This window comes from Azospirillum sp. UENF 312511 (genome assembly GCF_058780635.1).
In genome coordinates this window covers 1,542,990-1,564,877 of record NZ_JBSNCG010000001.1, presented here as the reverse complement: position 1 = coordinate 1,564,877, position 21,888 = coordinate 1,542,990, and the positions used below count along the sequence as shown (strand labels likewise).

18 protein-coding genes and 2 tRNA genes are annotated in these 21,888 nt (G+C 69.0%); 4 read left to right on the top strand and 16 right to left on the bottom strand.

Translation table 11 applies throughout. From position 1 onward, the window contains the following. The 9 genes from ACWPN7_RS07290 to fliF form a co-directional block, all read right to left on the bottom strand. Entirely contained in the window at window positions 1-2,061 is a 2,061-nt protein-coding gene (locus ACWPN7_RS07290; protein WP_459197162.1) for a hypothetical protein, read from the bottom strand. Window positions 2,062-2,068: 7 nt separating this feature from the next. Beyond that, window positions 2,069-2,863: a MinD/ParA family protein gene (locus tag ACWPN7_RS07285; RefSeq protein WP_014198325.1), complete on the bottom strand. Its 795-nt coding sequence runs from the start codon at window positions 2,861-2,863 to the stop codon at window positions 2,069-2,071. Continuing rightward, window positions 2,860-3,921: a flagellar biosynthesis protein FlhF gene (locus ACWPN7_RS07280; protein WP_014198326.1), complete on the bottom strand. Its 1,062-nt coding sequence runs from the start codon at window positions 3,919-3,921 to the stop codon at window positions 2,860-2,862. The genes ACWPN7_RS07285 and ACWPN7_RS07280 overlap by 4 nt, the downstream gene beginning before the upstream one ends. Before the next feature lie 43 nt (window positions 3,922-3,964). Further along, window positions 3,965-6,130: a flagellar biosynthesis protein FlhA gene (gene flhA / locus ACWPN7_RS07275; RefSeq protein WP_040134957.1), complete on the bottom strand. Its 2,166-nt coding sequence runs from the start codon at window positions 6,128-6,130 to the stop codon at window positions 3,965-3,967. Between the two features lie 35 nt (window positions 6,131-6,165). Then, complete coding sequence (locus tag ACWPN7_RS07270) at window positions 6,166-7,680, bottom strand: sigma-54-dependent transcriptional regulator (RefSeq protein ID WP_456525773.1); 1,515 nt, start codon at window positions 7,678-7,680, stop codon at window positions 6,166-6,168. A gap of 1 nt (window position 7,681) precedes the next feature. Next, complete coding sequence (locus ACWPN7_RS07265; RefSeq protein WP_114858039.1) at window positions 7,682-8,548, bottom strand: motility protein A; 867 nt, start codon at window positions 8,546-8,548, stop codon at window positions 7,682-7,684. Continuing rightward, window positions 8,545-8,874 carry a flagellar motor switch protein FliN gene (fliN, locus tag ACWPN7_RS07260; protein ID WP_014198330.1) on the bottom strand — a complete coding sequence of 110 codons (330 nt, stop codon included), beginning with the start codon at window positions 8,872-8,874 and terminating at the stop codon, window positions 8,545-8,547. Before fliN ends, ACWPN7_RS07265 begins: the two co-directional genes overlap by 4 nt. A 65-nt stretch (window positions 8,875-8,939) precedes the next feature. After that, a complete protein-coding gene (locus ACWPN7_RS07255) occupies window positions 8,940-9,710 on the bottom strand; it encodes a FliH/SctL family protein (protein ID WP_459197163.1) in 771 nt (256 codons plus the stop codon). 4 nt (window positions 9,711-9,714) lie between these two features. Next, window positions 9,715-11,379 carry a flagellar basal-body MS-ring/collar protein FliF gene (gene fliF, locus ACWPN7_RS07250; protein WP_040134949.1) on the bottom strand — a complete coding sequence of 555 codons (1,665 nt, stop codon included), beginning with the start codon at window positions 11,377-11,379 and terminating at the stop codon, window positions 9,715-9,717. 538 nt (window positions 11,380-11,917) lie between these two features. On the opposite strand from fliF, the gene ACWPN7_RS07245 reads away from it, so the two are divergent. Continuing rightward, window positions 11,918-12,442: a helix-turn-helix domain-containing protein gene (locus ACWPN7_RS07245; RefSeq protein ID WP_081863205.1), complete on the top strand. Its 525-nt coding sequence runs from the start codon at window positions 11,918-11,920 to the stop codon at window positions 12,440-12,442. Window positions 12,443-12,689: 247 nt separating this feature from the next. On the opposite strand, the gene ACWPN7_RS07240 is transcribed toward ACWPN7_RS07245, so the two are convergent. From ACWPN7_RS07240 to ACWPN7_RS07225, 4 genes are all read right to left on the bottom strand, one after another. Further along, a tRNA-Ala gene (locus ACWPN7_RS07240) sits at window positions 12,690-12,765 on the bottom strand. A gap of 30 nt (window positions 12,766-12,795) precedes the next feature. Next, window positions 12,796-12,882, bottom strand: a tRNA-Leu gene (locus ACWPN7_RS07235). A 309-nt stretch (window positions 12,883-13,191) separates the two neighbouring features. Continuing rightward, window positions 13,192-16,080: a hybrid sensor histidine kinase/response regulator gene (locus ACWPN7_RS07230; protein ID WP_456511399.1), complete on the bottom strand. Its 2,889-nt coding sequence runs from the start codon at window positions 16,078-16,080 to the stop codon at window positions 13,192-13,194. A gap of 196 nt (window positions 16,081-16,276) precedes the next feature. Next, the gene (locus ACWPN7_RS07225; protein ID WP_160174849.1) at window positions 16,277-16,417 is read right to left on the bottom strand and encodes a hypothetical protein; all 141 of its coding nucleotides are present in this window, start codon (window positions 16,415-16,417) and stop codon (window positions 16,277-16,279) included. A 198-nt stretch (window positions 16,418-16,615) separates the two neighbouring features. On the opposite strand from ACWPN7_RS07225, the gene ACWPN7_RS07220 reads away from it, so the two are divergent. Together ACWPN7_RS07220 and ACWPN7_RS07215 are read left to right on the top strand one after the other, a co-directional pair. Continuing rightward, entirely contained in the window at window positions 16,616-16,804 is a 189-nt protein-coding gene (locus ACWPN7_RS07220; protein WP_040134945.1) for a hypothetical protein, read from the top strand. 118 nt (window positions 16,805-16,922) lie between these two features. Further along, the gene (locus ACWPN7_RS07215; RefSeq protein ID WP_051658353.1) at window positions 16,923-17,405 is read left to right on the top strand and encodes a MarR family winged helix-turn-helix transcriptional regulator; all 483 of its coding nucleotides are present in this window, start codon (window positions 16,923-16,925) and stop codon (window positions 17,403-17,405) included. Between the two features lie 330 nt (window positions 17,406-17,735). On the opposite strand, the gene ACWPN7_RS07210 is transcribed toward ACWPN7_RS07215, so the two are convergent. Together ACWPN7_RS07210 and ACWPN7_RS07205 are read right to left on the bottom strand one after the other, a co-directional pair. Next, window positions 17,736-18,116 (bottom strand): hypothetical protein, encoded by a 381-nt coding sequence (locus ACWPN7_RS07210; RefSeq protein ID WP_456530313.1) that lies wholly within the window; start codon window positions 18,114-18,116, stop codon window positions 17,736-17,738. Window positions 18,117-18,237: 121 nt separating this feature from the next. Further along, entirely contained in the window at window positions 18,238-19,839 is a 1,602-nt protein-coding gene (locus ACWPN7_RS07205) for a L,D-transpeptidase family protein (protein ID WP_459197164.1), read from the bottom strand. A gap of 351 nt (window positions 19,840-20,190) precedes the next feature. Between ACWPN7_RS07205 and ACWPN7_RS07200 the strand changes: the two genes are divergently transcribed. Then, complete coding sequence (locus ACWPN7_RS07200; protein ID WP_103039650.1) at window positions 20,191-21,324, top strand: D-alanyl-D-alanine carboxypeptidase family protein; 1,134 nt, start codon at window positions 20,191-20,193, stop codon at window positions 21,322-21,324. A gap of 13 nt (window positions 21,325-21,337) precedes the next feature. Here ACWPN7_RS07200 and ACWPN7_RS07195 read toward each other — a convergent pair whose 3' ends face one another. After that, window positions 21,338-21,646 carry an Rdx family protein gene (locus ACWPN7_RS07195; RefSeq protein WP_103039649.1) on the bottom strand — a complete coding sequence of 103 codons (309 nt, stop codon included), beginning with the start codon at window positions 21,644-21,646 and terminating at the stop codon, window positions 21,338-21,340. Between the last annotated feature and the right edge of the window lie 242 nt (window positions 21,647-21,888).

Here is a 21,888-nt window from a genome sequence, read left to right as displayed (position 1 = left end):
TCAGGCGGTGTAGCTGCTGCCGCCCGCTCCGGCCCGGGTCAGCTTGACCCAGCATTTGGCGCCGGACTGGAAGGACAGGCCGCCGATGTAGCCCACGGCGCGGATGCTGTCCGCGAAAATCTGGATCAGGTCCAGGCGGATCTCCGGGGTCAGCGGGGTGTGGCTGCGCAGGATCAGGTCGAACCGGTTGGGTTGCACCAGCCCGTCGAGCTGCATCGGGCCGAGACGGCTGAGATCCAGGTCGAGCAGGAAGCGGCTTCCCTTGTCGCCGCCCTTTCGGCCCGTCTTTCCGTCCTCTTCCGAATGTATCGGATGGATGTGCAGCTTGATCGGCAGCAGCCCGTTGGCGTCCATCATCGGCAGGGTGTAGGGGCGCCAGTCGCCGGGCAGCGGATCGCCCGCCTGCTGCTGAAGGCTGCGGAATTCGCGCTCCAGCTGGGACAGCAGGCTCCCCTGGCCGGATTTCTCCAGGGCGGAGGCGGCGTCCTCCCCCAGCCAGCCGCGGGCGTCGCCGCCGCGGATCGCCGACAGGAAGAAACTCATCGCCGCGCCCAGCTTGCGGTTCGGCTGCGGCATCACCGTGCCGATCAGCGCCTGCGCGGCGGAGCGGTCCACCCCGGCGAGCGTGCTCAGGAGCTGGCGCATGGCGGGCCAGTCCCGCTCGCTCAGCGGTCCCGGTTCCGTGGCGAGCGGAGGCGGCGCGGTCTGGAGCGCCTTGGCCGGATCGGTCAGGGCGGCGGTGACGGCGCTGCCCTGTGGCAGGCTCCCCTGGACGTTCAGCGCCAGCATGCCCTGCGGCGTGGCGAGGATCGGCTGGCCCTGCGGCGTGCTGCCGGCCACCGTGCCCTTCAGCACCGGCCCATCAGGCGTTTCCGGTGTCACCGGGGAGATGCCGGGGGCCGCGCCGGGCATGGTGGGCGATGCGGACGGGGCCGCGGTGCCGCGCGGCGAGGCAGGGGCCGATTGCGGTGCCGCCGGGGGCTGGGAAGCGGGTTGGGTCGGGGCGCCGTCCTTGCGGGGCGGGTTGCCGGCGCTCTGGCCGTCCGGTGGCGGAGACCCGTCGTCCGGCGGGGCGGCCTGCGGCTGGTCCGGCGGGGGAGTGACGGTCAGGATCTTGAGGGCGACGGTGCCGCCCTGGGTCAGGACCGGTTCCCCCACAGGCTTCGCGGGGGTTGGTCTCGTGGGGGAGGCGGCTTCCGGAAGGTCCCCGCCGGGATGCGCCGCGTCGCCGCCGAGTTCCACCGTGGTGTCGAGCATCGGCTTGCCGGGGAGCGGCGATGCGCCCGAAGGCGTGGGCGGCGCCTGCGCAGGGGCGGGGGTCGTGTTGGGCTGGCCGGCCTGTGTCGGTGCCGGGGCTTGGCCGTTGCCGCCGTCACTGATGGGAAGGGGGGGCGCCGCCGGTGTGGCGGAGGGCTGGCCGGGCAGGGCAGGGGCCGCACCGGGCGGAGCCGGGGGCTTCGGCGCCGCGGCGATGACCAGTGCCGGAACGATGGTGCCTGGCAGCAGCAGGGGAAGCGCCTGGCCCGCCGGTCCCACCGTCGGCGTGGCGGACGCCGGGCTGGGGAGGATTACCACCGGCGTCGCAGAGCCCTGAGGGGACGTCGCTCCGGTCTGGCCGGGAACGGCCGGCGGCCCGCCTGCGGTCGGCAAGGTCGGGGCACCCGGCACGGAGGTCGAGGGGGTGCCTTGGGTCAGCACCAGAACCTTCGCCGCGAGGCTCTGTATGGGGGAGGCTGCGGTGGGGTCGGTCGACGCGGCCTGGGCCTGTTCCAGAAGCATCTGCACCGGGGTGATCTGGAGCGTCACCGGCTTGTCGGCGGGCAGCGGCGTCGGGGTTTGCACAAGCACCTCGCCGGCCTGGGTGCGCACGCGGGCGAGGCCCTCCGGCGTGGTGCCGACGACGGTGCCGGTCAGCACCACCGGGCGGGCGATGTCCTGCAACCGCTCCGGCAGCGCCTTGACCGTGCCCTCGGCGACCACCACCGGCGCGGGCGCGGGGGTGGCCGCCGCCGCGGGGGTGGCGGGCGCACCGGCGGCCGTGGGAGGGAGGGCGCCCCCCATCCCGGCCTTACTGGCCGTTCAGAAGCCGCTGGGCGATGGCCAGCACGTCCCGCGCAGCGTCGGAGCTGGGGGAGCGGGTCAGCAGCGGCGACTGGTTGCGGATGGCGTCGCGCACCTTCAGGTCGCGGCGGATGATGCCGGCCAGCGCGGGCTTGTATTTCAGAAAGTTCTGGCAGGCCTTCAGGATGGTGCCGTAGGTGCGCTCTCCGTCCTTCACGCTCTGCGCCATGTTCACCACGACGCGCAGGTCGGCGGTGGGGTTGGTGGCGTGGGTCAGCTTGATGAAGGCGTAGGCGTCGGTCAGCGAGGTCGGCTCGTCCGTCGTCACCACCAGCGTCGTCCCGGCCGGGCCGGACAGGGTGCGCACCGTGCGGTCGACGCCGGCGCCCATGTCCATGATGACGCAGTCGTAGCGCCGCGCCAGCTCCATCAGGTCGTTGCGCAGGCCGGACAGGCGCTGGCTCGGCAACTGGGCGAGCGTCCCGGAGCCGGAGCGGCCGGCGATGATGTCGAAGCCGCCCTCGGTGTAGCGCTGCGCCGCGCGGCCCAGCGTCACGTCGCCGTTGATGACCGCGCCGAGATCGTTCTTCGGCTGGAAGCCGAGCTGGATGTCGACGTTGGCGAGGCCGAGGTCGCCGTCGAACAGCAGCGAGTTCTTGCCCATCTTGGTCAGCGCGTGGGCGAGCGTGATCGAGAACCACGTCTTGCCGACGCCGCCCTTTCCACTGGCCACGGCGATGACGTTGGCACCGCGCAGCGGGTGAACGTTCTTGAGGGCGGCCGGAAACACCGGATCGGTCATGGGATGGTCCTCGACGAAGAACGAACGGCTTTGGTCTTGGCAGGGGCCGCCGGCTTGGGCCGGTTGCGCGCCGCCTTGTCCTCGGCGGGCATCATCAGGCGGGCGAAGGCCACCGGGTTCAGCGGTGTCAGCCCTTCGGCCACCTTGGAGGAAACGCTGGCGTTGCAGAAGGCCATGCGCGAACGGTGCGCCGTGCCGAGCAGGCTGCCCAGCCGCCGCGCCATGTCGAGCCGGGTGATCAGCATCCGCCGCACGCCCAGCGCCTTGAAGGATTGGGCGATGTCGGCGGCTTCCATGGCGTCCAGCCCGGCGGGGAGCACGAGGATCGGCTCGGCCACCCCGGCGGACAGCAGGGCCTTGAGGTCGGCCATGTCTTCCCGGTTGTAGGGGTTGCGCCCGGCGGTATCCACCAGGACGACGTCGGCGCCGCGGCTGACCTCGAACGCGCCCGCGAGCGCGTCGGGGTCTTCCACCGTCGCCAGTTTGATTTTCATCAGACGCGTGAAGGCGGCCAACTGTTCCATGCCGCCGGCGCGAACCGTGTCGGTGGTGATCACGCCGACCGAGCGTTTGCGGAACACCGCCTGGGCGGCCAGCTTGGCGACGATCAGCGTCTTGCCGCTGCCCGGCGGGCCGACCAGGATCAGCGGCTTGTTGCCGCCGCGCCGGTCCTGCAGCGGGCTGAAGGTGAACATGGAATCGAGGGCGGCGCCCAGCGCCAGCGCGGGGTCGTCGGTGTCCAGCCCGGCGGCGGCGTCGATCAGCTGCTCGGCCAGGGCCGCGGGCACGCCGTGGCGGTGCAGCACGTCGGCCACCACCTCGCCCACGTCGATCTCCGGCTCCTCCTCAACCACCACCACGGGGCGGGCGGTCCGGGTCGGCTGGGCCGTGCGCGCCTGCGCCATCAGCAGATCGTCGTCCTCCACCGCCGCGGTCACGCGAACGCCGCCGCCGTCCTCCTCGCGCGTGGCGACGATGATGGCATCGTCGCCCAGCGTCTGGCGGACCATGCGCATGGCTTCGGACATGGACTTGGCGTGGAACGACTTCAGCCGCATCGGCTCGCTCCCCGCCCGTCACACTGGTTCGTCATGGCCTGCATCAGATCTGCCCCAGGGTCTTGATCCGCGCCTTGGGGTGGATCTCGTTCTGCGACATCACCACGGTGGCCGGCCGGAACCGCTCGACGATCGAGCGGACGAAGGGACGGATCAGGGGGCTGGTCAACAGGACGGGGGTCTCGCCCATCATGGCGTGTCGCTCGAAGGTTTGGCGGACCGAAGTGATGAATTGCTGAAGCCGGCTCGGCGCCATCGTCAGTTGCCGGTCGTCGCCGTCGCCCACCAGCGATTCCGCGAACGCCTGCTCCCACTCGGGGGACAGGGTGACGAGCGGGATCACTCCCATCTCGTTGATGTTCGCGTCGCAGATCTGCCGCGCCAGGCGCGTGCGCACATGCTCGGTGATCTGCGTGATGCTGCGGGTTTGGCTTGCCGCCTCGGACACGCCCTCCAGAATGGTGGCAAGATCGCGTACCGAAACCCGTTCTGCAAGCAGGTTCTGCAACACCCGTTGCAATCCGCCCACAGTGATCTGCGCCGGCACCACGTCGGCGATCAGCTTCTGGTGCTCCTTGTCCAGCTCGTCCAGCAGCTTCTGGGTCTCGGTGAAGGACAGCAGCTCGGGCATGTTGTCTTTGATGAGTTCGGTCAGGTGCGTGGTGATGACCGTGGACGGGTCGACCACCGTGTAGCCCTTGAACAGCGCCTCCTCGCGGTAGCCCGGCTCGATCCAGATGGCCGGCAGGCCAAAGGTCGGCTCCACCGTCTGCTCGCCGGGCAGGCTCATCGCCTCGCCGCGCGGGTCCATGACCAGCAGCATGTTCGGGCGGATGTCGCCGCGCCCCGCCTCGATCTCCTTGACGCGGATGATGTATGCGTTGGGCGGAAGCTGCAGGTTGTCCTGGATGCGCACGGCGGGCATGACGAATCCGACCTCGCCGGCGATCTGGCGGCGCAGCCCCTTGATCTGGTCGGTCAGCCGGTGGCTGCCCGCCTGCGGCTGGTTGATCAGCGACAGCAGGCCGTAGCCCAGCTCCAGCCGGATCAGGTCGATGGCCAGCGCCGTGGCGATCGGCTCGTCGGCCACCGGGGCGGCCCCGCCGCCCGGTCCGCCCATGCCCGCGGCCTCGGCGGCGGCGGCCTCCGCCTCCTCCGCCTCCTTCTTCGCGCGCATCTTCGGCAGATAGTAGGCGGCCGCCCCGACGGCGGCGACCACCGGCAGGAAGGGCAGCATCGGCATGCCCGGCATCAGGGCGAGCAGGCCGATGGCGCCCGCCGACAGGCCGAGCGCGCTGACGTGGTTGGTAAGCTGCCCGACCACCGCCTTGTCGGTGGAGCCGCCGGTGCCGGCCTTCGACACCAGGAAGCCGGCGGAGATGGAGATGACCAGCGCCGGGATCTGCGAGACGAGGCCGTCGCCGATGGTCAGCTTGGTGAAGGTGTCCAGCGCCTGCATGATCGGCATGTCGTAGCGCAGGACCGCCAGCGACACGCCGCCGATGATGTTGATGAACATGATCATCAGGCCGGCGACGGCGTCGCCCTTCACGAACTTCGACGCACCGTCCATGGAACCGAAGAAGGCGCTTTCGTCCTCCAGCTCCTTGCGCTTGGCGCGGGCGGTGGTCTCGTCGATCATGCCGGCGGACAGATCGGCATCGATGGCCATCTGCTTGCCGGGCATGGCGTCCAGGGTGAAGCGCGCCGCCACTTCGGCGATGCGGCCCGAACCGGCGGTGATGACCTTGAAGTTCACGATCGTCAGGATCGCGTAGACGATCACGCCGATGATGAAGTCGCCGCCCATGACGAAGCCGGCGAAGGCCTCGATCACATGGCCCGCCGCCGCCGTGCCCTCATGACCCTGCGTCAGGATCAGGCGGGTGGAGGCCATGTTCAATGACAGGCGCAGCAGCGTGGTGATGAGCAGGATCGTCGGGTAGGCCGACAGCTCCAGCGGCTTTTCGATGAACAGCACCACCATCAGGATCAGGACCGAGATGGTGACGTTCAGCCCGAGCATCATGTCGAGCAGCATCGGCGGCAGCGGCAGGATCAGCCCGACGACGATCAGCATGATGCCGGCCGCCATCACGATGTCGCCGCGCTTCAACGCCCCTTTGGCGACGGCCACCATGTCGGTCAGCGCCGACATGTTGCCGCCGCCGCCCGCGCGTGCCCCCGGATTGTGTTCGGTCAGTGCCATGCCGCCGCTCCTCCGCCTTTCCCCCGATCAGCGGATCAGTAGGCCGCCCGTTCCTCGCTGCCCGGTGGCGGCACGGGCACGCCCTCCTCGCTGTACTGCTTCAGCTTGTTGCGCAGCGTGCGGATGGAGATGCCCAGGATGTTCGCCGCGTGGGTGCGGTTGCCCAGGCAGTGCGACAGCGTGCCGATGATCAGGTCGCGCTCGACCTCCGCCACCGTGCGGCCGACGAGGCCCTGGACGGCGGGGGCGCCGGACGCCGCTCCGGCGTTGCCGTAGGCCGCGGCTCCCGCGGCGTGGCCCGTCGGCGGCGCGTAGGAGGTCGGGTAGCCGGGAGCCGGCTGTCCGTAGCCGCGCGGCGCCTGCGGCACCGTGCCGCCTGGCCCGGCGAAGGGGTTGGCGACCGGCGAGTTGGTCGGGATCGACGCCTGCGCCGACCCTTCCGGAGCCAGCAGTTGGCTGGTCAGCATGATCGCGTCCGGCCCGACCGTCTCCGACTTGGAGAGCAGCACGGCGCGGTGCATGGTGTTTTCCAGCTCGCGCACGTTGCCGCGCCAGTGGTGGGCGCGCAGCATCAGCAGCGCGTCGTCCGACAGCCGCTTCTCGCCCAGACCGTTGGCCTGCGCGTATTTCTTCAGGAAATGGTCGGCGATCAGCGGGATGTCGGCCGGCCGTTCGCGCAGGGACGGGATGGCGACGCTGAAGACGTTCAGCCGGAAATAGAGATCCTCGCGGAAGTTGCCGGCCCGGACCTCGTTCTCCAGGTTGCGGTTGGAGGTGGCGACCAGACGGACGTTGACCTTCACCGGCTGGGACGAGCCGATGCGGTCGATCTCCTTCTCCTGGATGGCGCGCAGCAGCTTGGCCTGCAGCCGCGGGTGCATCTCCGACAGCTCGTCGAGCAGCAGGGTGCCGCCGTTGGCCTCCTCGAAGCGGCCCAGCCGGCGGGCGACGGCGCCGGTGAAGGCGCCCTTCTCATGGCCGAACAGCTCCGATTCCAGCAGGTTCTCCGGGATGGCCGCGCAGTTCACCGCGACGAAGGGCGCGTCGGAGCGCCGGCTCTTGCGGTGGATGTAGCGGGCCATCAGCTCCTTGCCGGTGCCGCTCTCGCCGGTGATGAGGACGGAGGCGTCGCTGGGCGCCACCTGGTCCGCCAGCCGCAGGGTCGCCAGCATGGCCGGGTCCTGGCAGACGATGGCGTGGCTTTCCTCCGCCACCGCTTCCAGGACGGCGGCGATCAGCTCCGCGTCGGGGGGCAGGGGGATGTATTCCTTGGCGCCGGCGCGGATCGCCTTTACCGCCGCCGCGGCGTCGGTGCCGATGCCGCAGGCCACCACGGGAATGGTGATCCGTTCCGCCTTCAGGCTTTCGATGAAGGTCGCGATGTCGAGTTTGACGTCGATCATCACGAGGTCCGCCCCCGCCGCGGCGCGCAGGGCGTTCAGGGCGCCCTCGATGCTGTCGGTGTGGGACACCTTCGCCCCGCGCTGCATGGCGATCTTGCCAGCGGCGGTGATGTACCCTTCCAACGTTCCAACGATCAGCAGACGCATCTTACGCTCCCCTCGGAGAACCCCGGTCGGAGTCCCGGTCGAAGTACTGAATCCGCTTTCCAGGCGGAAGAACGGCGTTCAGGAGCATCTCCAGACGCCGCGGATTTTCCTGACGCGCGATGGATACCGCGCCGATGGTGTAGAGAGTCTTGACGAGCGCGTCCTCCTCCGCCGTCCGCTCCACCTTGGCGGCCAGCGGGGCCAGCGCGACGTTGCCGAGCACTGCCCCGTAGAAGGTGGTCAGCAGGGCCAGCGCCATCGCCGGGCCGATGCTCGATGGGTCGTTCAGGCTGCCCAGCATCTGGACGAGGCCGACCAGCGTGCCGATCAGCCCCATGGCCGGCGCCACTTCCGACGCGCGGCGCAGCACGCCGGCGCTCTTGACCTTGCCGGCGCCCGACGCCTCGACCTCGCCGATCAGCATCCGCTCTATGTCGTCGGGCGGCAGCCCCTCGGCCACCAGAGTGACCGAGCGGTGCAGGAACGACTCGTGCTTCAGTTCCGGCAGGACGTTGCGCAGCGTCTCCGGCGCGCGCCGCGCCGCCTCGGCCAGCAGCAGCACCTGCCGGGCCACGCCGCGCGGGTCGCTGGTCCGGTGGATCAGCACCGCCCCGGCGTCGCGCCACGCGATGGCCACGTCGGACAGCGAGAAGGAGGCGGTGGTGACCGCCAGCGTGCCGCCCAGCACGATGATGAGCGACGGCGGGTCGACGAAGGCGCGCAGACTGCCGCCCGACGCCATGGCGACGAAGATGACCACGGCGGCGGCGGCCAGACCGACCAGCGTCGCCATGTCCACCCCGCCGCGCGGCCGGGCGGAACGCCCACCCCGGCGGGACGATTCAGCGCTGTCTCGTGTGAGGCTCATCCGCGGTCCGACTTGATGATTTCGGTCATGGTGATGCCCAGCCGGTCTTCCACCACCACGACCTCGCCGCGGGCGACCAGACGGTTGTTCACGTAGATGTCGATGGCTTCGCCGACCTTGCGGTCCAGCTCCACCACCGCGCCGCGCCCGAGCTTGAGCAGCTGGCTGACCTGCATGGTCGATTTGCCGAGCACGGCGGAGATCTGGACGGGGATGTCGTAGACCGCTTCCAGATCCTTGGCTGGACCCAGGCCGGTCTCATACTCCGCAATGTCGCTGCGGCCGCCGCCGTCCAACTCGTCGAGGGAGAAGCTGTCCTTGGCCATCGAAGTCTCCAGAAGCCCTTAGAACCTCAAAAAATCCTGTTCGCCGCGATCGGTCCGCCGGGGTGTCAGCCCGGCGGCGCCTCCAGCAGGCCGGCCATCCGCCGTTCGATCTGGGCGAGCAGACCGGCGGTGTCGCGCTCCACCCCGCCTTCGGCCCATTCGATCCGGCAGCTTCCCGGCGCGAGGCCGGAATCGCCCACCACCATCAGCTTGGCGCCGAAGCCGCGGGCCGCGATCACCTGATCCAGATGCTCGCGCACCGCGTCCACCATGTCGTCGGCGACTCGCACCACCAGGCGCGGTTCGTCGATCAGGTCGGTCAGGCAGGAGCGGACCAGCCCTTCCACCTCCATCAGCCCGCCGCGCCGCGCCAGCTCCGGCATCAGCTTGCGGACGATGGCCAGCGCGATGTGCACGGGCTGGTCGGCCCGCTGGGCGCTGGTGGCGTAATGCTCGTTCAGCAGATGCTGCACGCCGTTGCCGACGGTTTCCAGCGCGTTGGCGATCCGCGCCTGCACCGTCGCCGCGATCTCGACGCGGGCCTGCTCGTAGCCGTCCTTGCGGCCGGCGTTGTTGCCGTCCACGAAGCCCTTGCCGTAGCCCGTCGACTTGCCGGCGGTCTCGCCCTCCGTGAAGCCGGCGGCGCGGGCGGCGGCCAGATCGGCCTCGCCGAACACCGGCGGCGGCGGTTCGGGCGGCAGCTCCGGCTCCGGTTCGGGCTCCGGTTCCGGCAGGGGAATGTTGTCGAAATAGTCGTCGTCGGCCTGATGCTGGCGGCGCGGCGGCGCGTCCACGTCGAAGGACTCGTCGAACAGGAATTTGCGGACCGAACTCATCGCGTCAGCTCTCCTGATACAGCCAGTTGCGCAGGATCGACACCGCTTCCTCCGGATGCTTCTCGACGATCTCGCCCACCTTGCGCAGCGAGGACGCGCGGACGCGGCCTTCGACGCGGTTGATGTCGATCATCTGCTCCAGCTCCTCGTCGGCCTGGGCGGCCTCCAGGGCGAGATCCTGGGCCAGCGCGCCGGTCGGCGCGGCCAGGGCGGCGGGCATGCCGCTCTGGTCGGCCAGCAGGCGGTCCATGTCGTCCTCCTCCTGCTGGTCGGCCTTCTCGAAGGCGCGGGTGATCAGCGGGCGGATGACCAGCAGGATGATGAGGACCGCGACGATGCCCAGCACGACCATCTCGGCGATGCGGAACAGGTCGTCCTTGGTCATGCCGAGGAACAGCTCCTCCGGTTTCTGGATGTCGTCTTCCGGCGACCAGAAGCGCATGTTGATGACTTCCAGCGTGTCGCCGCGCACGGCGTCGAGGCCGACGGCGGAGCGGACGAGCGCCTTGATGCTTTCCAGCTCCTGCTCCGGCCGCGGCTGATAGGCCGCCGGGTTGCCGTCCCTGGGCAGGCTGTAGGTGCCGTCGACCAGCACCGCGACCGACAGGCGCCGCACCTGCCCGGACTCGCGGACGTGGTTCTTGGTGGTCCGGCTGATCTCGTAGTTGATCGTCTCTTCGCTGCGGTTCTGCTTGTTCTGCGAGATCGGGCCGGCGTTGTTGCCCGACTGCGCGGTCGGCAGGTTCTGGTCCACGGTGACCGGCGACAGCGGGTCGCGGTCGTGGCTCTCGTTCGCCTCCGTCACCGTCTGGGTGGAGCGGACGACCTGGCTTTCCGGATCGAAGATTTCGGATTGCGTGGTGATGCGGTCGAAGTCGAGATCGGCCGAAACCTCCGCCCGCACCTTGCCGTAGCCGACGGTGCGGCCCAGCAGATCCTCGATGATGCGGGCGATGCGGCTCTCGTAGGCGACCTTCTTCTCCTCCGCCGAGGCCAGCATGGCGTCCGCGCTGTCGTTGCCGGTGCCGCGGGCGAGCAGGGTGCCCTTGTCGTCGACGATGGAGATGCGGCTGGGATCGAGGTTCGGCACCGAGGCGGCGATCAGGTGCTGGATCGCCTGGATGTTCTCGCGCGACAGCTGGGCGCCGGGGCGCAGCTTTATGAAGATGCTGGCCGTCGCCGGATTCTGCTGGCGCGCGAACAGCTCGCGCTTGGGCAGCACCAGATGGACGCGGGCGCTCTGCACCCCGTTCAGCGTCTGCACCGTGCGCGCCATCTCGCCTTCCAGGGCGCGCAGGTGGTTGATGTTCTGCATGAAGCTGGTGGCGCCGAAGCCCTCGCCCTTGTCGAACAGCTCATAGCCGATCGAGCCGCCCGACGGCAGCCCGGCGGCGGCCATCCGCATGCGGGTCGGCCCCACCTGTTCGGCGGCGACCATGATCTTCGTGCCGGTCTTGTCGACCGTGAAGGGGACCTTCGCCTCCTCCAGCTTCTTGGCGATGGCCGCGGCTTCGGTGGGCTGGAGTTCGGCGTAGAGAAGCTCCATCTCCGGAGTGGAGAGGCGCGTCATCAGATAGACGAAGAATCCGATCAGGAGGAGGCCGACGCCGCCGATGGCGGCCAAGCGCGCGGGACCAAGATTGCGCAGGGTCTGCAGAAGGTTGTTCACGCGCTAGTCCCCGATCGGATGCCCCGGTGGATCTCCGGGAAGTTCTTGATTTCGCAGACGCAAAAAAGGAATTTGCAAAAACCGCGCCGGTCTCCGCTTTCTTGCGCATGCTGGGCTGTCTTGATGAAGAGAGTGTTAATCCGTGGGCAGAAATTGCCCAGTGCCCGGCAAATTGTGCCTACCGGTGCGCGCCTGCAACGCTCCTTTGCCGACCAATGGGCGAGAAACGGCGAAGCGGCTCTCCACAAAAGCGCGGCCGTCCGATCGTTTCCGAGGCAAGCAATTAAAAGTTACCTCGAAAGAAGGAATGATCTGCGTGCATATACCCATTCTCTTTCTAGGGTTTGTTTGGACGTAGGTAGTAAATATCGCAGCGATGGTTGACTTTGTGATCTCGACGTCATAGCTGAGTTGCAATGGTCGCTTGTCCGATACCAAAAAGATCGTGGCACAAGCACGTCGGAATCTTTCCAACGCAAAACCGAATGTTGCTTCGCGCGACATCGGGCTTTGCCACCGTTGCCGATGGGGGAATGCCGTGAAAAGACGTGGACGTGAGAAGAAGGAAGGCCTCAATGAGGTCGATGTCTTTGTTGGGCAGCGCCTGCGCGAGTTGCGCATGCTTGCCGGTTTGAGCCAGAGCGACGTCGCGTCGGCTCTGGGTCTGACCTTCCAGCAGCTGCAGAAGTACGAACGTGGTTTCAACCGGGTTTCGGCCAGCCGGCTGTTCAAGCTGGCGCAGTTCTTCCGGGTCCCGGTCTCCGTCTTCTTCGAAGGGCTGGAGGAGCGCCATGCCGCCCAGGAGGCGGGAACCGCCAGCCCGCAGGCGGAGGAGTCCGAGGGCACGCTGCGCTCCCGCGAGGCGCTGATGCTCGCCCGCTACTTCCAGAACATCCGCGATCCGGAAATCCGCGGGGCGATCCGGGAACTGGCCGAACGCTGCGCCGACCAGACCGACGGCGCCGGCGACCCGGCCCTCGGCGAGGATGTGGGGGTTGTCGATCCGCCCGCCGCGCGGGGCCGCCGCGGGCGCGGCGCCGGCCACAGCGTCGGGCAGGCGTGAGGCACGGGCGGGGTGGCCCCGGGGCATCGCTCCACGCGGCTCGCCCGCCCGGTTTCCCGAGGGTATCGCCGGCCCTGCCATCGTTGGCAGGGTCATGGCGGGCTTGCGCAGCCCGGCCGCCTCAAGCCCCCTGAGAGGCGTCCAGGCACTCCGGTTCCAAGAGCGCCGGTCGACGCACCACGATCGGCCGCAGCGCTGGTGCCAAAAGGAAAAAGCCAGCAACCCGTCGGGGTTGCTGGCTTCATGATGGTGGAGCCAAGGAGGATCGAACTCCTGACCTCTACAATGCCATTGTAGCGCTCTCCCAGCTGAGCTATGGCCCCACTATAGTCTCAGACCAACACAAGAAGTGTTGGTGCGCTTGGAGGGACTCGAACCCCCACGGCCTTTCAGCCACTAGGACCTGAACCTAGCGCGTCTACCAATTCCGCCACAAGCGCATCGTCTGCTCTTTGTCCCGCATCCCTTGGGGCGACGCGGGAGCGCTGATATAGCCGCGACGCCGCCGACGCTCAAGCGAAATCGTTCGAGGCGGTCATTTTTTCGGGGGGAGGACGTCCGCTCCCTTCGGTGCACTCCGGACACGCCCGACGCTACGACTTTCCCCCTTTCGCGCGGAGCGGGCGCCGTCGCTATCTTCAGTTTGCCCCAAGGGCGTGTGCCTCCCTGTTTTGCACCTCAAGGGCCCGCCGTTCACCCGGACGGCGGGCCGCTTTCTTGTCCGGGAGCCCAAATCCGTTAGGGGCCCGTCACAGGGTGAGACGCTCGCCCTCCGCCCCGGCCGCGGCATCCGCCGTCTTCGCCTGTTTCGCCATGGCGCGGTCCAGAACGCGCCGGAGCTGGCGCGGCGTCACCGGCTTGCGGACCACCTCCAGCCCGTGCGCGGCGGCGTCCGTCTCGCATTCCGGGCCGGCCTCTCCGGTCAGGATCACCGCGGGCACGTCCCATCCGGCCATAGCGCGGACGCGCACCACCGCTTCCGTCCCCACGCGCTCCTCGCGCAGACGGTAATCGACCAGCATCACGTCGGGCATGCGCCCGTCCGCCTCGATCTTCGCCACCGCCTCGTCGGTGGAGCCGGCGATTTGCACCTCGTAGCCCCATTCGCGGAACATGTCGCGCAGCCCCAGCAGGACGATGGCGTCGTCGTCCACCAGCAGGGCGCGCGGGGCCTCGCCGCCCCCGGTGAAGGCGGAGGCGGTGATCGGCGACGGGGCCGGCACCGTCTCCGCCGCGGCCAGCGGCACGGTGATGGCGAAGACGGAGCCGCGGTCCGGCTGGGATTTCACCTCCACGGGATGATCGAGAATCCCCGACAGCCGCTGCACGATGGCGAGGCCGAGGCCGAGGCCGCGCGCCCGGTCGCGTTCCGGGTTGTTGAGCTGGTGGAACTCCGCGAAGATCCGGGTCAGCTGGTCAGGCGGGATGCCGATCCCGGTGTCGCTGACCTCGATCCGCACCTGGCCGCCCTGCACCTGGACGGCGATCTGCACCGCCCCGCGCTCGGTGTACTTGACGGCGTTCTCAAGCAGGTTGCGCACCATGCGGCCCAGCAGCACGCGGTCGCTGAGCACCATGGCCGCACGGTCCTGCACAATGCGGAAGGCCAGCTTCTTGCTCTCCAGGATCGGTGCGTAGGATGCGGCGATCTCGTCCAGCAGGCTGTTCAGCGGGAAGGGCTCGACGCGCGGATCGACCGCCCCGGCGTCCAGCCGCGACACGTCCAGCAGGCTGTCGAGCAGGCCCTTCAGCGTGTCCAGGCCGCGCTCGAGCATTTCCAGGCTGCGCTGCCCCTGCTCGTCGCGAATGAAGCGGTGCAGGATGCCCGTGAACAGGAACATGGACTGCATCGGCTGGCGCAGATCGTGGCTGGCCGCGGCGAGGAACTTCGATTTGGCGCGGTTGGCCTCGTCGGCCTCCTCCTTGGCGCGCTGGAGCGCCAACTCCATCGCCTTGCGCTCCCCGACGTCGCGCAAGGTGCAGATCGCCAGGGTCGTTCGACCATCGGCGCCGCGGACCGGCGTGGCGCTGACCGACAGGGTCATGGCGGTGCCGTCGGGCCGGGTGTAGGGCATGTCCTCCTGCTCCACCGTCTCGCCCATCCGCAGGGCGCGGGACAGGGGGCAGCGCCCCTCGCCGAAGCAGGCGCCGCCGTTGCAGGCCCGCGTGCCGTCGCAGCCGCAGCCGGCGGCGGGAGGCAGCGGGCCGCCGAGCAGGCTGAGCGCCGTGTCGTTGACCTTGACGATCCGTCCGCTCGGCGCCTCCGCCACCAGCAGCCCCGAGGGCAGATGGTCCAGAATGGCCGTCAGCAGGCTGCGCTCCTCCTCCAGCTGCCGGGTCAGGAGCGTGCGCTCGTCCTCCAGGCGCCGGCGCTCCGTGGCGTCCCGGAAATAGAGGGCCAGGCCCTTGCGCGAGGGGAAGGCGCGCACGGCGAACCAGATGCCGCTGCGCGGTCCCTGCGTCTCGAACTCGACCGCTTCGCGGTGCTCCATGGCCTTCTGCAGAGTCCGCCCGGATTCGCCGGCCATCAGCTCCGCAAAGGCCTGACGCCCGTTCCGGCCCACGGCGTCTCCGGAATCGGGCAGGAGGGTCCGCGCCCGCTCATTCACAAAGACGACACGCCAGGACCGGTCGAGTTCGGCCACGGCGTCCGTCGTGCTCTCCAGGACCGATGCCTTTTCGACCACCGTTTCCAGCATCCGCTCGCGCACGCGCAGGAACTGGCGCATCCCCCAGGCCGCGCCCAGGCAGGTGAGCAGGAGCACCCCGCCGAACAGCGCCAGCGAAAAGGCCATGGCGTCCCGGACCGGGCGCATCGCCGCGTCGCGGTCGATCCCGATGGCGATCATCGATTCGCCGGTGCCGGTGTCCAGGGGGGCGGAGACCACCATCCGCTCCACCCCGCCGGTCTCGAAGACGGCGACCGACCGTGTCCCCCGCGCCGCATGCATGGCCTGGAGCATGGGGGTGGGCAGGGGCTGCCCGATGGCCTCGGGTGCCTCCGGCAAGCGCGCCACCGCATGGCCCTGGCGGTCGGCGATCACCATCTCCATGCCCGGCGGCAGGGGGCGGTCGCCCAGGTTCTCCTCCAGCCAGCGGGCGTCGAGAAGCACCGTCACCACGCCGCCCAGGGGGCCGTCCAAGGGGCCGCCCGGCATGCCGTCCGGCGACGGGTAAGCCAGGCGGAAGGGCAGGATGGGGCGTTGGTTGGGATCGCGCAGCCCGTACTCGCCCACCGTCAGGGCGCCGGTGGCCAGCGCGTTCTGGAAGGTGCGGATGCCACCGAGATCGACGCCCAGCGAGACCGGGTCAGTCGCGCACCACACCCGGCCCTGCCGGTCGGCGACCTCCACCGACAGATAGGCGGGATAGCGGGCGCGCAGCCGGTCCATGGTCTGCTGGCAACCCGGCGGTCCCGCCTGCGGCACGCCGGATTCGACGATGGTCGCCAGCACCTGCCGCGCCTCCGCGGCGATGCGCTGCTGCTCGGCGTCCAGCAGGTCGAGAAGGCGCAGGGTGTCGTTGCGCACCTCGTTCTCCCGATCCTGCCACAGGCTGTGCTGCGTCATGAACTGGAGCGCCGCGAGCGGCACCACGGCGGCCACGATCAAGAGAAACAGACGCAGGTAATGGGGCATTGCCAAGGAAATCTGATGAAGGAGGACAGCCGTTCCCGCATCGGTGTGGGCCGAATCGTCGCGGGTGGCCGTCGGAACAGGGCCGTCGGCGGTGGATGTTCTTCAAACACCACAGGGCGTTCATGCCACATGGGGGCGGAGATGCAACGATTAACGGCCCGGATAACTCTATTTTGCTTCGGCGGCGGGATATTCCTCAGCGACGCCCCAGGAGGAAGCCGGCCAGAGCGCAGCACAGGGCGGTGACGACGACGCGCAAGGGCGTCGGATCATAGCTCACCACGGCCACCAGGAGGGCGAGAGCCGCCATCACCATCAACGCTCCGGTCGTGCCCATGCGAACCGCCTCTCCCAAAGCCATCCGCTCCGGCAGACAGGCGTGCGTGCGGTGCGTCGCGGCGGAGGTGGACGTAACCGTTCCGAGCAATCCAGGGTCCCGTCCGCAACGAAGAATTTTCATGGCGCCGCTCGCATTCCCGTAATATTTCTCAATTGTAATCGGAGCCCCGCCACCGTCCGTCCGCGCGAGCCGAGCATGCCGTGGAACCGCAACCCCTCCTATCAGGCCATCACCTTGCTGCGCCGGCACAGCCGGGAATGCCGCGGGTTGGAAACCCGCGAGTATCTGGTCGCCGTGGAGCGCCGGATGGTCGAACTCATTGATCTGGAGCGGCGGGAGGCGCGCGACGGCTCCGCGTTGCCGATCCGTCTGGCGGCGGAATGAACCTGGACTTTCGGCGTATTTCAGAACGGTAACGTCGTAAGCCGCTCCTGAAACACAACCGACACAGATCGGTGTTAAAGGCCAAAGTGTCGTTCATAGACACGAGGCCGTCGCGTTCATGGTTTTCCCGACCGAAATGGCCGGCAACGATGGTGCCGACGGCAGGGAGGGTTGCGACGTCGCCCTTTGCACCGTCCCCGCCGAGGCCATTCACAGCCGCATCCGGCGCGTTCACCAGCGCGCCACCGCAATGTTGAGCGAGGCTCTGACCGGTTTCAATCTGACGGCGCCGCAATGGGCGGCGCTGGCGGCGCTGCACCAGCACGGGCCGATGTCGCAGATCGACCTGGGGCGCAGCATTGCGATGGACCCCGCCACCATGCAGGGGGTGGTGGTGCGGCTGATCGACCGCGGCTACCTGCTGCGCAGTCCCGACAGCCTGGACCGCCGCCGCAACCTCGTCCGGTTGGCCGACAGCGGGCGTCGGGTGGTGGAGGCGGCCGGGCCGGCCATCGCGCAGGCGGAAGCCGAACTGACCGGGCGCCTGACGGCGGACGAACGAAGCCGGCTGGCCGATCTTCTGGCCCGCCTGTGCCTGTGAATCCCGGCACTTCCCCGGCGTTCACGTCGAAACGGTGGGTGGGGCCAATGGTCCGGGTTAGTCCGAGTTATGCACATTCACCTGAACGGCGTCCTTGACTCTGCAAATGTTGCTTTTTTGTTTCTTAAAGCTTGTTTGGAACCGTTAAAACCCACAAAAGCCGGGCAATTTCGCCCGTTCAACGGTGCCTTAAATTTAGGCAATTCGGTCAAGGTCGTGGATTCACGGTCGTGCTCACAGGTTGCCCCTGGATTCGCTCACAGAGTTACCCACAGCTTCTGGGGATATCCCGATATTGCGGATAGAGTTGCCTGCTCTCCGCTCCCGTCCTCAACCGATCACCCGCCATTGGCCATCCGGGTCCAGGCAGGCGGTCCCGACGAGCGTCGCGGGGCGTCCGCCGACGACTCCCGGCATCTGAAAATCGCGGCAATAGCGACCGCCGGGGCCGAGATAGGTGGGGGAGGTCCGGGTGGCGAGCGGTGCCGCCGGAACGGGCTGGGGAACCGGCGCATAGACCACGGGCGGATAAATCACGGGGGGCGGCGGAACATAGACGGGGGGCGGAAAGCCGAAGGCCAGCGGCAGCGAAATGCTGAAGCCGAAGAAATTCCCTCCATGCCAACCGCCGGCGAACACCGGAGCCGGAGTCATCAGAAGGACGGGCAGGAGCAGGGCGCACAGCCGCGCCGAAGCCGGGAAGGGGATCATGACGCACCTCCGCCGCGGCGCGGGACGGGGCGCCGCCATAAGGAAAGATGGGTACGAAAAAGGCGCCGTCGAGACGGCGCCTTTTCCACGTTCTGCAAAGCCTGAACCCTGCGCGACGGCGTCACATCGCCGTGCGGACGGCCTCGGCCCCGTTGCGCGTGTCGGCGGCGCGGGCCGGGGTGGCCGTGGAGGAGGACTGGGCGGGCGCCGGGGCCGGCTGCGGAGCGGCGGCCGGGGTCGGGCGGACGGGCTTCGGTTCCACCCGGCGCGGGGCCGAGACGGTTCCCGCGGCGGCGGGGGCCTGGCTGGCCGACGGAGCGGACGAGCTGGTCGGCACGTCGTCGTAGATGCCCGGATGCACCCGCACGGTGCCGTCCGTCTCCACCGTGGAGGTCCAGTAGACGAAGCGGACCGGGACGGCGTTGGGCAGGGAGACCGTCTTGGTCTTGCCGCTGTCGAGCTGTCGCTCGATCGCCGCGGAGTCGAGCTTGGCGGGGCGCAGCAGGGTTTCCGCGACCATCCGCGCGTCGGCCAGCCGCACGCAGCCGGAGCTGGCGGCGCGCAGGTCGCGCTCGAACAGCCGCGGGTCGTTGGTGCCGTGCAGGAAGATGCCGTCGCCGTTGGTCAGGTTGAAGCGGAAGCGGCCGAGGGCGTTGTCGTCGCCGGGCTTCTGGACGATGCGGATGCGCTCCGGCGTCACCTGCCACCAGTTGATGCTCTCCGGCACCACCTCGACCCCGTCCAGATAGACGACGGCGTCCTTGATGCCGGTGTTGCCCTTCTTGCGCAGCACCGGCAGCTTGTCCTCGACCAGAACGGTCGGCGGCACGGTCCAGGTGGGGTTGATCGTCACGCTGGTGACGCGGTCCTGGAGCAGCGGGGTCTGGCGCGACGGGCGGCCGACCACGGCGCGCATGGTGAAGTTCAGCTTGCCGCGCTCGATGTAGGACACGGTCTGGCTGGGCAGGTTGACCAGGATCACCGTGTCCGGAACCGACGCCTGGAGGGCGCGCATCGACGCGGTGGCGCCGCGCATCAGCTTGGCGGCCTCCTTGGGCGTGCGGTCGAGCGCCTGGCGTGTGACCTCGCCGACCTTGCCGTCCTGCATCAGCCCTTCGGACAGCTGGAAGGCGCGGACCGCCACCTCAAGGTTGTCGTCGAAGGTCTCCGTCCACTGCTCCTGGTTCAGGAAGCCCAGTTCGATCAGCCGGGTGGAGAGGCGGCCGACGCGGTCGGCGGCGCGCGCCCGCACCTGGATGGTCAGGGCCGGGGGCGGGGGCAGCACCTCCACCACCGTGCCGGGCGTCGCCGTTCCGCTGAGCGCGTTGCCGGGCGTCGCCGACGGATCGGCCTGCGGGATCGGTTCGGCGGGCGGAGTCACGACGACCGTCGGCGCCGTCCCGGCGGCCGGGGCGGTGCCCTCCGGCACGTCGGACGGGCGCACGGGGCCGGGGGCCACCACGTCGACCATGCCGCCGTCGCCCTTCTTCAGGACGGAACCATAGCCCACGCGCGTTTGCTGCACGCGGGGCATGGCCTCCAGTTCGGCGGCGCGCTGGTCGATCCGCGCGATCCAGGTTCCCACGACATCCCGGCCCGTGGAGGTGCCCGAAGCGGTGGACGGCGCGGCCTGCGCGGGCAGGGCGAGCAGCCCGGCGAGGAGGCACGCGGCGACCCTCGCTCCGAGGGCGGGCCGGGCGCAGGTGCGAATGGTCGTCAGCATAATCGAAGCATCCCACGCGGCGATGAACAGACGGCTAACGAAAGGCTCTGTCCATGCGTGAGGTCGCACGGACGACACGCGGGAACCAGCGCCCTTTCGGCATAAGACATCTGACGCCCGCGGCGGCGCGGCACAAGTGACATCGCGCCGAATGATGCTTCTGTGCCACAATGTGCACAGCAGAGTTGCCGCTGCGACACAGGCAACGGTGGAGCCGTGGGTGATCGATTGGTAAATAGCGACGCTCACGCCGGAACCGCAAAATCACACAAGGCGCCAGAGATTCGACACATTTTTTGTTAACCGCTTTCAGGGTACAGGAGGCGACCATCTCTCCATCCGGTCGCCATCATGCCGCGTTCGCCGTACGGTTTCGTTCTGCCGCTGCTTCTGTCCCTGGCTGTCGCCACGCCCGTCGCCGTCAACCCTGTGGACGCCCTCGCCAAGGCCGCCCAGGAGACGGTGCACAAGCAAGCGCCCAAGCCCACCGCCAAAACGGCCGCCAAGGCTGCGCCCCAGAAGGCCGCAGCGTCCAAGACGGCGGCGAAGCCCGCCGCCGTCCGGACCGTGCACAAGGCCGCCGTCCACAAATCGGCCACCCAGAAGGCTGCTGTCCGTAAGGCCGCCGTCCATCGCACGGGCAAGGCGCGCCGCGCGGGCCGGGTCGCCGCCGGGGCCGCCGCCGGCACCGTGGCGGGCGCCGCCGTCTTCCGCCCGGTCCACGCCTATGTGCTGATGGACGCGCAGTCGGGCCGGGTCCTCGATTCGGAAAACGCCGACACGCTGACCTACCCGGCGTCGCTGACCAAGATGATGACCCTGCTCCTGACCTTCGAGGCGCTGGAGCGGGGCACGCTGCGGCTGGACCAGGAACTGCCGGTGTCGCGCCACGCCACCAACCAGAAGCCGTCGCGCCTGAACCTCGCCGTCGGCTCGACCATCCGGGTGGAGGACGCGATCCTCGCCCTGACCGTGAAGTCGGCCAACGACGTCGCCGTCGTGCTCGCCGAAGCGATGGGCGGCAGCGAGGAGCAGTTCGCCGAGATGATGACCGAGAAGGCGCAGGCGCTGGGCATGGCCAGCACCACCTTCCGCAACGCCTCCGGCCTGCCGCACAAGGAGCAGCGCACCACCGCCCGCGACATGGCCCGCCTGTCGCGCGCCATCGTGTCCCGCCCGGCGCGGGAATACGCCTATTTCTCGCGCACGCGCTTCGACTGGAACGGCACGGTGGTGCCCGGCCACAACCGGCTGCTCGGCCGCGTCGAAGGCTACGACGGCATCAAGACGGGCTTCATCAACCTCAGCGGCTTCAACCTCGCCGGCAGCGCCAGCCGCAACGGCCAGCGTCTGGTCGCCGTCGTGCTGGGCGGCACCACCGCCGCTTCCCGCGACCGCGAGGTCGCCGACCTGCTGGAGCAGGGCTTCGGTTCCGCGCCGCCCAAGCAGACGGTGGCCGTCACCGACGTGAAGTCCGTCCGCTAATAGACGTTTGACCTCATGACCCCGCCGGCCGCTTGCGGTCGGCGTGGCCGAGGGGCTTGTCCGGGGCGATGTGGTCGCGCACCCGCTGCTTCAGTTCGGTGATGTCGGGGAAGCGGCCCTCCTCCTTGCGCGACCAGACCACAGCCTCGCCGTGCCGCACCTCGAAGATGCCTCCGGTGCCGGGCATCAGAGTGACGCCGCCCAACTCCTCCTCGAAGGTGGTCAGAAGCTCCTGCGCCATCCAGGCGGCGCGCAGCATCCAGCGGCACTGGCGGCAATATTCGATTTGAAGGATGGGCCGGTCGGGGGTTTCGCTGGTCACGGTCCGCGCTCCTGTCGCTTGGGCTGTCGTCCTAAGGGGCCTGCCTAAGGGTGCTGCCGAACGGCTTGTCTTCCAAGCCCTTCGCGCGACTCCGTTCGAAGGGGGCGTTGCGGCCTCCCCACAGAGCGGTATCGCCAAAGACGCTTTGCTTCATGACCCCCTCCGGCGCTTTGCTGGAGTCGGAGCAACGGGGTGGAGCATGCCGGTACACACAGCCAAGCGATTGTGGAACGAGGAAACGG

Coding starts and splice junctions, on each gene's coding strand:
- ACWPN7_RS07290 (WP_459197162.1), bottom strand. CDS start 2,061: ATGGGGGGCGCCCTCCCTCCCACGGCCGCCGGTGCGCCCGCCACCCCC.
- ACWPN7_RS07285 (WP_014198325.1), bottom strand. CDS start 2,863: ATGACCGATCCGGTGTTTCCGGCCGCCCTCAAGAACGTTCACCCGCTG.
- ACWPN7_RS07280 (WP_014198326.1), bottom strand. CDS start 3,921: ATGCGGCTGAAGTCGTTCCACGCCAAGTCCATGTCCGAAGCCATGCGC.
- flhA (WP_040134957.1), bottom strand. CDS start 6,130: ATGGCACTGACCGAACACAATCCGGGGGCACGCGCGGGCGGCGGCGGC.
- ACWPN7_RS07270 (WP_456525773.1), bottom strand. CDS start 7,680: ATGCGTCTGCTGATCGTTGGAACGTTGGAAGGGTACATCACCGCCGCT.
- ACWPN7_RS07265 (WP_114858039.1), bottom strand. CDS start 8,548: ATGAGCCTCACACGAGACAGCGCTGAATCGTCCCGCCGGGGTGGGCGT.
- fliN (WP_014198330.1), bottom strand. CDS start 8,874: ATGGCCAAGGACAGCTTCTCCCTCGACGAGTTGGACGGCGGCGGCCGC.
- ACWPN7_RS07255 (WP_459197163.1), bottom strand. CDS start 9,710: ATGAGTTCGGTCCGCAAATTCCTGTTCGACGAGTCCTTCGACGTGGAC.
- ACWPN7_RS07230 (WP_456511399.1), bottom strand. CDS start 16,080: ATGCCCCATTACCTGCGTCTGTTTCTCTTGATCGTGGCCGCCGTGGTG.
- ACWPN7_RS07225 (WP_160174849.1), bottom strand. CDS start 16,417: ATGGGCACGACCGGAGCGTTGATGGTGATGGCGGCTCTCGCCCTCCTG.
- ACWPN7_RS07220 (WP_040134945.1), top strand. CDS start 16,616: ATGCCGTGGAACCGCAACCCCTCCTATCAGGCCATCACCTTGCTGCGC.
- ACWPN7_RS07215 (WP_051658353.1), top strand. CDS start 16,923: ATGGTTTTCCCGACCGAAATGGCCGGCAACGATGGTGCCGACGGCAGG.
- ACWPN7_RS07210 (WP_456530313.1), bottom strand. CDS start 18,116: ATGATCCCCTTCCCGGCTTCGGCGCGGCTGTGCGCCCTGCTCCTGCCC.
- ACWPN7_RS07205 (WP_459197164.1), bottom strand. CDS start 19,839: ATGCTGACGACCATTCGCACCTGCGCCCGGCCCGCCCTCGGAGCGAGG.
- ACWPN7_RS07200 (WP_103039650.1), top strand. CDS start 20,191: ATGCCGCGTTCGCCGTACGGTTTCGTTCTGCCGCTGCTTCTGTCCCTG.